General features: G+C 72.2%; 6 protein-coding genes. 3 read left to right on the forward strand and 3 right to left on the reverse strand.

What is annotated here, in order from left to right:
* Positions 1–64 precede the first annotated feature (64 nt).
* The 3 genes from ACWGR4_RS47720 to ACWGR4_RS47730 are packed head-to-tail and all read right to left on the reverse strand — an operon-like array spanning position 65 to position 3,064.
* Positions 65–1,501, reverse strand: coding sequence for a hypothetical protein (locus ACWGR4_RS47720; protein WP_380002120.1), 1,437 nt, complete (start codon positions 1,499–1,501; stop codon positions 65–67).
* A complete protein-coding gene (locus tag ACWGR4_RS47725) occupies positions 1,498–2,742 on the reverse strand; it encodes a beta-ketoacyl-[acyl-carrier-protein] synthase family protein (RefSeq protein WP_452134048.1) in 1,245 nt (414 codons plus the stop codon). Before ACWGR4_RS47725 ends, ACWGR4_RS47720 begins: the two co-directional genes overlap by 4 nt.
* 1 nt (position 2,743) lies before the next feature.
* The gene (locus tag ACWGR4_RS47730; protein ID WP_452134049.1) at positions 2,744–3,064 is read right to left on the reverse strand and encodes a phosphopantetheine-binding protein; all 321 of its coding nucleotides are present in this window, start codon (positions 3,062–3,064) and stop codon (positions 2,744–2,746) included.
* Positions 3,065–3,473: 409 nt separating this feature from the next.
* Here ACWGR4_RS47730 and ACWGR4_RS47735 point away from each other — a divergent pair, with 409 nt between their 5' ends.
* From ACWGR4_RS47735 to ACWGR4_RS47745, 3 genes are all read left to right on the forward strand, one after another.
* Entirely contained in the window at positions 3,474–4,352 is an 879-nt protein-coding gene (locus ACWGR4_RS47735; RefSeq protein WP_452134050.1) for an SDR family NAD(P)-dependent oxidoreductase, read from the forward strand.
* A 244-nt stretch (positions 4,353–4,596) separates the two neighbouring features.
* A complete protein-coding gene (locus ACWGR4_RS47740; RefSeq protein WP_452134351.1) occupies positions 4,597–10,122 on the forward strand; it encodes an ATP-binding protein in 5,526 nt (1,841 codons plus the stop codon).
* A gap of 170 nt (positions 10,123–10,292) precedes the next feature.
* Positions 10,293–10,547 (forward strand): hypothetical protein, encoded by a 255-nt coding sequence (locus tag ACWGR4_RS47745; protein WP_380002112.1) that lies wholly within the window; start codon positions 10,293–10,295, stop codon positions 10,545–10,547.
* Positions 10,548–10,596 lie beyond the last annotated feature (49 nt).

Consider the following 10,596-nt stretch of genomic DNA (forward strand, 5'->3'; position numbering starts at 1 on the left):
GCCTCCGAGACCCTATTGGTGGTCTCGGAGGCCGACGTCGTCACGTGCGCGTGCGGGGTACCGCTCAGCAGGGTTGGTCGATGTGGTCCGCGTGGAAGTGCACGGCTCCCAGCACCTGCGGGTCGAACACGTCCAGGAGCCCGCGCAGCGGCTCGTCGGGCTGGTCGGGGCCCCAGAGTTCCAGGGCCATCTCGCCGTGGTAGAGCATCGGCCAGCGCACGTAGTGGCGGGTGTCCTCGGGATCGTGCAGCGCCCGCGAGTCGGCCAGCGTGGAGCGGGCCACGTCGATCATCAGGTCGGTGCCACAGCCGAACCCGTACGGATAGCGGTCCCGGTCCGGCGGGATGCTCTCGATCAGCGCCGGGTCGGCGTACGAGACACCGACGTGCGCGTGCAGGCCCGCCCGAATGGCCGGCACCTCGCGGGTACCGTTCGGATCCCACTGCCAGTGCCCCGCCGCGTTTTTGCCGACCCGTACGGTGGGCGCCGCCTCGAACAGCGCGCAGACCTCCCACGCCTCCACCGACGGTGCCATCGGCTGCATGCCCTCGGGCGCCAGGACGCGCACCCGGCCCCGGTCCAAATGATGGTCGACGGCCACGAGGTCGCCGGTGGACAGGTCGCGTTTGTCGACCCCCCAGCGTCCGGACGCGGTGACCACGAGCGCGTCGAGGTCGGGATCGAACGCGAAGAGCATGCCCTCGCTGAAGCCCTGGAGGTTGAGATACATCGCGTAGGTGCGGCTCAGCCGGGGCGAGACGAAGTCGCGCATCGCGTGCGGCGCGGGTAGCAGCCCGAGGTCCCCCATCCGGGTCCCGGCCGCCACCAGGCTTCGCGGTGCGCGGGCCGCGGCCCACGCCTCGGCGGTGATCGCGTCGCGCACCACGTCGTGCCGGCCCGCCACCTCGTGCGCACACGCCGCGGCGACCAGCCGATCGCAGATGCCCTGGGCGACGTGCTCGGTCTCGGTGGGGTGGCCGCCCTCCATCGTGCACAGCGTCGCCTCGGCGACCTCCCCGGGCAGCGTGCCCGGGGTGATGAACACGACGGTGAACACGCCGACCCTGGCCATCAGGATCCGGGCGACGCGCACCACCTCGGGGTGCGCCATCTCGCTCATCCGCTCGGGCACTTCCGCGACCGCGACCAGTCGCCCGACCATGCCCTGCCGACCCTGGTCCTTGCGGAGCCTGAGCAGCAGCGGAGTGGGTTCCTCCACGATCCGGTCGGCCAGCGGGGCGGGGCCATCGGGTACGGACACGCCCACCAGGACCACGTCGAGCCGGGTCTCGCGATCCGCCGACGGGATCAGCCGGTGCCCGCCGCGGACGAACGCCGCCGTCAGGTCGTCCAGGAACGACCGCACCACGCCGGAGAGTTCGGGGGCCGGGTCGACGACCCGGACACTGCACGAACGCCACCAGTCCAACTCTTCCAACCGCCGCCCGGAGGCCGGGGCGGCGCAGTACGCCGACGTTGTTTCCGCTCGGGTCACGGTCATGCGGGGGCTCCTGAGGTTGCTGCGCGGAAGGCGAGGACGGCGTTTTGGCCGCCGAACGCGACCGAGGTGGAGATCGCGGTGTTCAGGCGAGTGGGGCGGCGCGGGGCCTTGGCAACCACGTCCAGATCGATGTCGGGGTCGGTGCGATGGTGATTGGCCGTGGGTGGGATGCTCCCGTGTTCGAGGGTCAGGACGGTGACGGCCGCCTCGATCGCGCCGCCCGCGCCCCCGGAGTGGCCCAGGACGCTCTTCACGGCGGTGACCGGCGGGCAGCGGTCGAAGGTGGCCGCGAGGAAGCGGGCCTCGGCGGCGTCGTTGAGGACCGTGCCGGTGCCGTGCGCGTTGACGTGGTCGACGTCGCCCGGGCCCCAGTCGGCGTCGGCCAGCGCCGCGCGCGTGGCGAGTCGGGCGCCGCGGCCGTCGGGGTGCGGCGCGGTGACGTGGTGGGCGTCGTTGGCCGAGCCGTACCCGGACAGCAGGGCCCGCACTCGGGCCCGACGGGCACGTGCGTGCTCCAGCCGCTCCAGGACCAGGACGCCGATGCCCTCGCCCAGCACGAAGCCGTCGCGGTCGGCGTCGAACGGCCGACACGCCTGCTCCGGGTCGCCGGACCGGGTGGACAGCGCGCCCAGTTGGGCGAAGGAGGCCGCCGTGATGCGGTTGCACATCGTGTCGGCGCCGCCGGCGAAGACGACGTCCAGGGTGCCCGCGCGCACCAGGTCGCGGGCGACACCCAGCGCGGTCGCGCCCGACGCGCAGCCGGCCGCGGGCGCGAAGTTGGTGCCCTGGGCGCCCAGGTCGAGGGCGACCTCGGTGGCCGGGTTGTTCGGCAGGGAACGGGGCAGCGCGGCGGGGGAGATGGTGGTGGCCCGATCCGCGGTCAGTCTCGCGATGGCCTCCGTCAGGGACTCCATGCCCGGACCGCCCGAGCCGATGATCACGCCGACGCGGGTGGGGTCCCAGGCACCCGGGTCCAGGGCGGCGTCGGTCAGGGCCTCGCGCGCGGCGGCGACGGTCATGCGAGCCGTGCGATCCATGCGACGGGACAACCGTCGACCCAGGAGGGCGTCCCCGTCGAAGTCGGGGACGCTACAGGAGACGTCGACGGCCAGGCCGGCGAGGACCGGGTCGCGGCGGGCCGTGGAAACGCCCGCACACAGGGTCCGCCAGGTGGCTTCGACGCCGATCCCGCCGGCGGTGACCAGGCCCAGACCGGTGACCGCGACCTCGACCGAGGCCACCTCAGCCCTCCGAGGACGGGGCACCCGCAACGGAGGCCGAGCCGGAGGGAACGCCGGCGCCACCGGGTGCGTCTGACGGGGCCGCGGCGCCGCGAGCGCCCGGGACGACCGCCTCGCAACGCGGGGCCGCCTCGAACGCCGCGGCGGCCTCGATCAACGTGGTGTCCTTGTCCAGGTTGCCGAGCCCGCGGAAGTCCTTGTCCGTCCGGTCCGCGACGATGACCGCCAGCTCCGCCAGTGACAGCGAGTCCAACTCCAGCGTGGCGAAAGTCGCTTCGGGAACGATATCTGCGGCGTCGATGCCGAACTCCTCGACCAGCAACTCACACAGCATCGCGTACACGGGGAATGCCTTCCTGCTCGGTCGGACCGGGCACACCCGGCGGCGCGTCGCCGTACAGCAACCCCGATCGGGTATGCGATCGAGCATCTTGTGTATCGGTGACGAGGTCGGGGGCAAAACTCCCGCGCGACCGCCCCCGCACCCCCGAACCGGCCCTTCACCTGGGGCGATGCATTTGGAACGGCACCGAGAGCCCGCCCGGATGTTCACCCGCAAGTACGCAACCATCAGGGCCGCGAACGCACGACCGCGGACGTGGCGTGACCTTTGCCGAGTCCGTGCGGTTAACCGGCCCGTACGAGGTGCGCTCGCTCGTCCCTCCGCACCCGAGGACGTCCCCCGGGGTGCCGGGCGGTTCGCTTCCGCCCGTTTCGAGAAGGAGGCAGTAATGTCCACGGCCCTGGTCACCGGCGCCAGTTGTGGCCTCGGCGCCGACCTCGCCCGCGCCCTCGCCGCCCGCGGCCACGATCTGATCCTGGTCGCCCGCAGCGCCGAACCCCTCGACCGCCTCGCGAGCGAACTGGCCGCCGAACACGACGTCGAGGCCCGCGCGTTGCCCGCCGACCTGACCGTCGAGGGCGACCTCGAACGGGTGGCCGAGGCGGCGTGCGGCAGCGACATCCTGATCAACAACGCCGGCGCCGCCCTGGGCACACCCTTCGACCGCACCACGTGGGCGGACGAGCAGCGCATGCTCGCGCTCAACGTCGTCGCCCCGTCGCGGCTCGTCCACGCCGCGCTGCCGCACATGCTCCGGCGCGGCTTCGGCCGGATCCTGGTCGTCTCCTCGGTGGCCGCGCTCGGGCCCGCCTGGCAGGGCACCGCGTACGGCGCGACCAAGTCGTACGAGTTGGCCATGACCCAATCGCTGGCCTACTCCCGTCGCATCCGCACCTCGCCCGTCGCGCTCACCGCACTCGTACTCGGCTACACCGCATCGCAGTTCCACGTGCGGGCCGGCATCACCGCACCACCCCCCTCGCTCACGCTCGCATCGGCCTACGTGGCGAAGCAGGCGGTACGGGCCATCCATCGGCGACGTCCGCCGGTGGTATGCGTCCCGAGCCTGCGCTACCGGGTGCTGGCCGGGCTTTTGCGCCATGCCCCGTACCGGTCGCTGACCGTCCCCGGCTTCGCCAAGGACTTCACCGCCGGCCCGGCCGAACTCGGCGGCCCCGACGCCGGTCGGGTGGTGTCGCCCCGCGACGAAGGCGCCGACGAGGTAACCGCCGTCGAGGGCCGCCGGGACGGCCGGGCTCGATCCTGAGGGGTGCTACTGCGCCGAACGAGCGACCGCCAATCAGGCGATCATCACGCCCCGGAACTCGGCTCTCGTCGATAAGCCCTGGTCAGGCGCGTGCGCACGATGACTCGTGGGCATTTCCCGTGCGCCGCGCCCGGTAGCCTGCCCGGTCTGCGACGTGGCCGCGGCCGGTGGACGGAAATGCCGTCACCGCCGGAACCGCCCCGTCGCGGCGCGCACATCGTTGACTCACAGGAGGTTCGGTCCGGTGTTCAGTCGTGTTGCCATCGTCAACCGTGGAGAGGCCGCGATGCGGTTGATCCACGCCGTCCGGGAGCTGGCTGCGGAAACGGGGATCCGGATCGAGACGGTCGCTCTGTACACCGACGTCGACCGTACGGCCACCTTCGTGCGCGAGGCCGATCTGTCGTTTGACCTGGGGCCGGCGTCGGCGCGCCCGTATCTGGACCTGAAGGCCCTGGAGCGCGCGTTGGTGGCCACCGGCGCGGACGCCGCGTGGGTCGGGTGGGGTTTCGTCGCGGAGGATCCGGCGTTCGCCGAGTTGTGCCGGGAGTTGGGCGTGGCCTTCGTCGGCCCGGGCGCCGAGGCCATGCGCAAGCTGGGCGACAAGATCGGCTCGAAGCTGATCGCGGAGGAGGTCGGTGTCCCCGTCGCCCCGTGGAGCCGCGGCGCGGTGGAGACCCTGGATGCGGCCCTGGCCGCCGCGGCCGAGATCGGCTACCCGCTGATGCTCAAGGCGACCGCCGGCGGCGGCGGACGCGGCATCCGGGTGATCCGGGACGACGCGGAGTTGGTCGACGCCTACGAGCGCACCAGCCAGGAGGCGGCGCGCGCGTTCGGCAGCGGCATCGTGTTCCTGGAGCGCCTGGTCACCGGCGCTCGCCACGTCGAGGTCCAGGTGATCGCCGACGGCCAGGGCACCGCGTGGGCGCTGGGTGTGCGCGACTGCTCGATCCAGCGACGCAACCAGAAGGTCGTCGAGGAGTCCGCCTCCCCCGTCCTGGCGCCGGACCAGGTGGCCGAACTCAAGGCGTCCGCCGAACGTTTGGCGCTGGCCGTCGGCTACCGCGGCGCCGCCACCGTCGAGTTCCTCTACCACCCGGGGGAGCGGCGGTTCGCGTTCCTGGAGGTCAACACCCGGCTCCAGGTCGAGCACCCGATCACCGAGTCCACCACCGGATTCGACCTGGTCAAGGCGCAGTTGCGGGTGGCGGCGGGGGAGCGGCTGGACGGCACGCCGCCCGCGGAGCGCGGGCATGCGATCGAGGCCCGGCTGAACGCGGAGGACCCCGACCGCGACTTTGCCCCCTCCCCGGGTCGGATCGCCCGCCTGGACCTGCCGGCCGGGCCCGGCATCCGCGTGGACACCGGCGTCAGCGAGGGCGACACCATCCCCGCCGACTTCGACTCGATGATCGCCAAGATCATCGCGTACGGGCACGACCGCGACGAGGCGTTGGGCCGGTTGCGGCGGGCGATGGCGCAGACCACGGTGATCATCGAGGGCGGCGCCACCAACAAGAGCTTCGTGCTCGACCTGCTGGACCAGCCCGAGCTGATCGACGGCAGCGCCGACACCGGTTGGATCGACCGCGTGCGCGGCGAGGGCCGACTCGTCTCGCACCGCCACTCCGCCGTCGCACTCGCCGCCGCCGCCATCGAGGCGTACGAGGAGGAGGAACACGCCGAGCGGCAGCGGCTGTTGTCCACCGCCGCGGGCGGGCGACCACAGGTGCGGCACGAGAGCGGTCGCCCCCTGGACCTGAAGCTGCGCGGTGTGGGCTACCGCGTGCGGGTGGCGCGGGTGAGCCCGCACCGCTTCCGGGTCGGCATCGAGGCGGGCGAGGTGGTGCGTACCGCCGATGTCGAGCTCGACCGGTTCGACCGGCACACCGGCCAGATCGTGGTCAACGGCACCCGCTACCGGCTGCTCACCGCCACGCACGGGCCGACCCATCTGGTCGAGGTCGACGGCGTCACCCACCGGGTCGGCCGCGACGAGGGCGGCGTCGTACGCTCCCCCGCCCCCGCCCTGGTCGTCGCCACCCCCCTGGCGGTCGGCGACGAGGTCGAGGCCGGCGCACCGGTCCTGGTGCTGGAGAGCATGAAGATGGAAACGGTGCTGCGCGCACCGTTCCGGGCGCGGTTGAAGGAATGTGCCGTGTCGGTGGGCAGTCAGGTCGACGTCGGAGCGGCGTTGTTGCGCCTGGAACCGCTCGCCGCCGCCGAAGCCGAAGCCGAGGACACCGCGTCCGTCGAGCTGGACCTGCCGGCCGCGCCGGAGGCGATCCCGACCCGGGAGCGCGCCGCACGCGGCCGGGAAAACCTGCGCGGCCTGCTGCTGGGCTTCGACGTGGATCCGCACGACGAGCGTCGGGTGCTCGACGACTACCTCGCCGCGCGCCGGGCGGCGCTGTCGGACGGCGACGAACGGCCGCTGGCCCACGAGCTCGAACTGGTCGAGATGTTCACCGACCTCGCCGAACTGGGCCGCAACCGCCCGGCGGGCGAGGACGTGGGTGGTGAGGGGCACGTGCACAGCGCCCGTGAACACTTCCACACCTACTTGCAGAGCCTCGACGTCGAACGGGCCGGGTTGCCCCAGGCGTTCCGGGCCAAGCTGGCCAAGGCCTTGGCCCACTACGGCGTCACCGAGCCGGAGCCGTGCCCGGAGCTCGAAGCCGCGGTGTTCCGGATCTTCCTCGGCCGGCAACGCGCATCCGCCGATGCCGCGGTCGTCTCGGCGCTGCTGCGGGTGTGGTTGCGCGAGGCGCCGCCGGACGCGACGTTGCGCGAGCCGGTCGGCCTCGCCCTGGAGCGCCTGGTCGCGGCGACCCAGGTGCGCTTCCCGGTGGTCGCCGACCTCGCGCGCGGGCTGGTGTTCGCGTGGCTGGCCCAGCCGTTGTTGCGCCGCAACCGGGCCCGGGTCTACACCGACGTCCGTCGGCATCTGCGGCATCTGGACGCGCACCCGGACACCCCGGACCGCGCCGAGCGCATCGCGTCGATGGTGCGCAGCACCGAACCGCTGGTGTGCCTGCTCGGCCGGCGGCTCGTCCGCGACGGTCTGGACAACACGACCATGCTGGAGGTGCTGACCCGCCGGTACTACGGCAACAAGGGCCTCACCGGCGTGCGTTCGAGCGAGGTCGCCGGCTGCACGTTCGTGGTCGCCGAGCGGGCGGCCACGCGCCTGGTCTCCGCGGCGGTGCGGTTCGACGAACTCGGCGGCGCGTTGCGCGGGCTCGCGGAACTCGCGGACGGCGAGGGCGCGGTCGAGGCGGACATCTATCTCGCGTGGGAGAAGCAGCCGGCGAACCCGAACGCGATGGCCGCCGCGCTGCACGAGGTCGTGGACACCCACTCGTTGGCACACCGGGTGCGCCGACTGACCACCACGGTGGCCGGTCGCGGCGGCGCGGTGATGCACCACCACTTCACGTTCCGCCCGTCGGACACCGGGATGGTCGAGGAGCGGTTGATCCGGGGCCTGCACCCGTACATCGCGCAGCGTATGCAGTTGGAGCGGCTGAGCAAGTTCGACCTCACCCGGCTGCCGTCCTCGGACGAGGAGGTCTACCTCTTCCAGTGCGTCGCCCGGGAAAACCCCGCCGACGACCGCCTGGTCGCCTTCGCCCAGGTCCGCGACCTCACCGAACTCCGGGACCACGAGGGTAGGTTGGTCGCACTGCCGACCGCCGAGAACGTCGTCGCCACGTGCCTCGACTCGATCCGCCGCGCCCAGTCCCGGCGACCCGGGCGGGGGTACGCCGACACGAACCGGATCGTGATCTACGTCTGGCCGCCGACCGAGATCACCCGTGCCGAGTTGGAAACGCTCGTCGACCGCGTATTGCCGACGACCGAGGGCGCCGGTCTGGAGGAGATCCTGGTCATCGCTCGGATGCGCAGCCGGCACACCGGTGAACTGGACAAGATCGCCGTACGGATCTCCATGGACGCCTCCGGCGGTACCGAACTCACCGTCGGCGAACGCTCGTTCGAACCCGTCGAGCCGATCGACGAATACCGGCGCAAGGTGCTCCGCGCGGCTGCGCGCAATACCGTCTACCCGTATGAACTGGTGCGTCTGCTCGGCGACTTCGTCGAGTACGACCTCGACGACGAGCACGTCCTGGCGCCGGTCGACCGACCGAGGGGCACCAACACGGCGGCGATCGTGGCGGGCGTGGTCACCACGCCGACCGAGCTGCACCCGCAGGGCATCGACCGGGTCGTCCTGCTCGGCGACCCGACGAAGTCGCTCGGGGCGCTGTCCGAGCCGGAGTGCCGTCGGGTGATCGCGGCGCTGGACCTGGCGGAGCGCATGCGGGTGCCGGTGGAGTGGTACGCGCTCTCGTCGGGTGCGCGGATCTCGATGGAGTCGGGCACGGAGAACATGGACTGGGTGGCCGCCGCGCTCAAGCGCATCGTCACGTTCACCCAGGACGGCGGCGAGATCAACATCGTGGTCGCGGGCATCAACGTCGGCGCACAGCCGTACTGGAACGCCGAGGCCACCATGCTCATGCACACCAAGGGCATCCTCGTGATGACCCCCGACTCGGCCATGGTGCTCACCGGCAAGCAGTCGTTGGACTTCTCCGGGGGCGTGTCGGCCGAGGACAACTTCGGCATCGGCGGCTACGACCGGGTGATGGGCCCGAACGGGCAGGCGCAGTACTGGGCGCCGAACCTGGGCGCCGCGCGGGATGTGTTGATGGAGCACTACGACCGGACCCACGTGGTACCCGGCGAGACGATGCCGCGACGGGCGCCGACGAGCGACCCCGTCGACCGGGACGTGCGCGACTTCCCGCACACGTGGGCGGGCAGCGACTTCACCACCGTCGGTGAGATCTTCTCCGCGGAGCACAACCCGGACCGCAAGAAGCCGTTCGACATTCGCACCGTGATGCGCGCGCTGTCCGACCGGGATCACCCCGCGTCGGAGCGCTGGGCGGGCATGGCCGACGCGGACACCGCCGCGGTGCAGGACGTGCGCTTGGGCGGTGTGCCGGTGTGCCTGATCGGGATCGAGTCGCGAGCGGTGCCGCGTTTGGGATTCCCGCCCACGGACGGCCCCGACACCTACACCGCCGGTACGTTGTTCCCGCAGTCGTCGAAAAAGGTCGCGCGGGCGATCAACGCCGCGTCGGGCAACCGGCCGCTGGTGGTGTTGGCGAACCTGTCCGGGTTCGACGGCTCGCCCGAGTCGATGCGGAAGTTGCAACTGGAGTACGGCGCGGAGATCGGCCGGGCGGTCGTGAACTTCCGCGGGCCGATCGTGTTCTGCGTGATCTCGCGCTACCACGGCGGCGCGTTCGTGGTGTTCTCCAAGGCGCTGAACCCGAACATGACCGTGCTTGCGCTGGAGGGTTCCTTCGCCTCGGTCCTGGGCGGCGCACCCGCCGCCGCGGTGGTGTTCGCGGGCGATGTGCGGGCCCGGACGATCGCCGACTCGCGGGTGCGGGCGCAGGAGGCGCATGTCGCGACCGTCTTCGGCGTGGAGCGCGCCGCGGCGAAGGCGGCGCTCGACGAGATCCGCGCGACGGTGCGAGCGGAGAAACTCGGCGAGGTGGCAGCGGAGTTCGACCGGGTGCACGACATTCGGCGAGCCGTCGAGGTCGGCTCCGTCGACGCCGTCATCCGCGCCGAGGAACTGCGCCCGCGGATCATCGAGGCCATCGAACGCGGGTTGCGCCGACCGACCGACGACGACCGGTCCTCGTCACCGATCGCCCGAATGCAGCAGTGCGGAGCGCGTCCGTAGGGGTGGTTTCGAAAATCGCCGACATGCGTCGTGAGCAGCGACGATGCCGGAAGTCTCGGTATTCGTCGGGTTATTCGAGGCGGTTCGGATGCCCGCCGCACGCGGATCCGCGTTCAGGATGAACCCGACCGCCTCGGGCGAGGTGGTCTCTTCGAAGAGAAGGGGATCTCATGCGTAGGATCACGCGCGCTTCCGGCACCGTTGCCGCCGCGCTGCTCATGGCGGGTGTGGCCGCCGGCCCGGCGTTCGCCCTGACGGCGCACGCCGACCACGCGGCGCCGGCGTCGGTTCCGCAGGACGGCGGCTGGGGTGGTGGCGGCGGCCTGGGCGGCTGGGGCTACGGCGGCGGTGACGAGCACGGCGGCGGCGGTGGCGGCGGCTGGGGCCCGTTCGGCGGTGGCGGCGGCTGGAACGCCGCCGGCTAGGGCCGATGTGGTGGTCCGGGCGGACGCACGGCCGGGCGCGACCCGGCCG

Source organism: Embleya sp. NPDC055664, from assembly GCF_053618075.1.

Coding starts and splice junctions, on each gene's coding strand:
- ACWGR4_RS47720 (WP_380002120.1), bottom strand. CDS start 1,501: ATGACCGTGACCCGAGCGGAAACAACGTCGGCGTACTGCGCCGCCCCG.
- ACWGR4_RS47745 (WP_380002112.1), top strand. CDS start 10,293: ATGCGTAGGATCACGCGCGCTTCCGGCACCGTTGCCGCCGCGCTGCTC.
- ACWGR4_RS47735 (WP_452134050.1), top strand. CDS start 3,474: ATGTCCACGGCCCTGGTCACCGGCGCCAGTTGTGGCCTCGGCGCCGAC.